General features: G+C 59.4%; 1 protein-coding gene. It reads left to right on the top strand.

What is annotated here, in order from left to right:
* Nucleotides 1–66: 66 nt before the first annotated feature.
* A complete protein-coding gene (macA, locus tag U6037_RS16860; protein WP_322843821.1) occupies nt 67–1,215 on the top strand; it encodes a macrolide transporter subunit MacA in 1,149 nt (382 codons plus the stop codon).

The raw sequence follows: 1,215 nt of genomic DNA, 5'->3' as shown, positions 1-1,215 counted from the left end.
TTGTTGTTTATCTACCAGAGCCCGGCCGCTGGCCGGGTTCACCCCTGAACGGACTTGTGGTTATTTATGGAAAAGTCGAAGTTGCGCAAAGTCGGTATGGGTTTGGCATTAGTGGCAGTAACAGGATTGGCGTTCTACGCGGTGCAGGCACCGGCCGAGGCGCCGCAATACCTGACCGCGCCGGTTGAACGCAGTGACATCGAAAACGCGGTGCTGGCCACCGGGTTGCTCGAAGGCATCAAGCAAGTGGACGTCGGTGCGCAGGTGTCCGGGCAATTGAAGTCGCTCAAGGTCAAGGTTGGCGACAAGGTGAAGAAGGGCCAGTGGCTGGCGGAAATCGATCCGCTGGTGTTGCAGAACACCCTGCGTCAGGCCCAGGTTGATGAGGAAAACCTGCAAGCGCAAAGACGCGCGACCCAGGCTCAACTGAGGCAGACCAAAGCGATTTACGAGCGCTACAAGAACTTGCAGGACGACGCGTCGATCTCGCGCCAGGATTTCGAAACCGCCGAGTCGGATTATCAGGTGCAGCAGGCTAACCTGATGTCGCTGGATGCGCAGATCAAAAGTGCGCATATCCAGATCGACACGGCCAAGGTCAATCTGGCCTACACGCGGATTGTTGCGCCGATCGATGGTGATGTGGTCGGTGTGGTGACGCAGGAAGGGCAAACGGTGATCGCCAGCCAACTGGCGCCGGTCCTGCTGAAACTGGCGGATCTGGACACCATGACGGTCAAGGCGCAGGTGTCCGAGGCCGATGTGATCCACATTGCGCCGGGGCAAGAAGTGTATTTCACCATTCTTGGCGAGGACAAACGCTACTACGCAAAATTGCGCGGCACGGACCCGGCGCCACAGAATTTCCTCGAAACGCCGCCCGCCGGTACGCCGAAACAAAGCAGCGCGGTGTTCTACAACGCCTTGTTCGAGGTGCCGAACCCCGACCATCGTTTGCGCATTTCGATGACCGCGCAGGTGCGCATTATCCTCGACACCGCCAAGGCTGTGCTGACCGTGCCGGTGGCGGCGCTCGGCCCGCGCAATGCCGATGGCAGCTTCCCTGTAAGGGTGCTGGATGCCAAGGGCCACGCGCAGTCGCGCAATGTGCAGACCGGGATCAACAACAACGTCAAAGTGCAGATCAATGACGGCTTGGCGGAAGGTGATCGCGTGGTCATCGGTGATCCGCTGACCAATGTAGCGGGGGCCTGA

It is taken from the genome of Pseudomonas sp. B33.4 (genome assembly GCF_034555375.1).
Taxonomy (GTDB): domain Bacteria; phylum Pseudomonadota; class Gammaproteobacteria; order Pseudomonadales; family Pseudomonadaceae; genus Aquipseudomonas.
The sequence above is the reverse complement of the archived record's forward strand: the minus strand, read 5'-3'. Positions and strand labels throughout refer to the sequence as shown.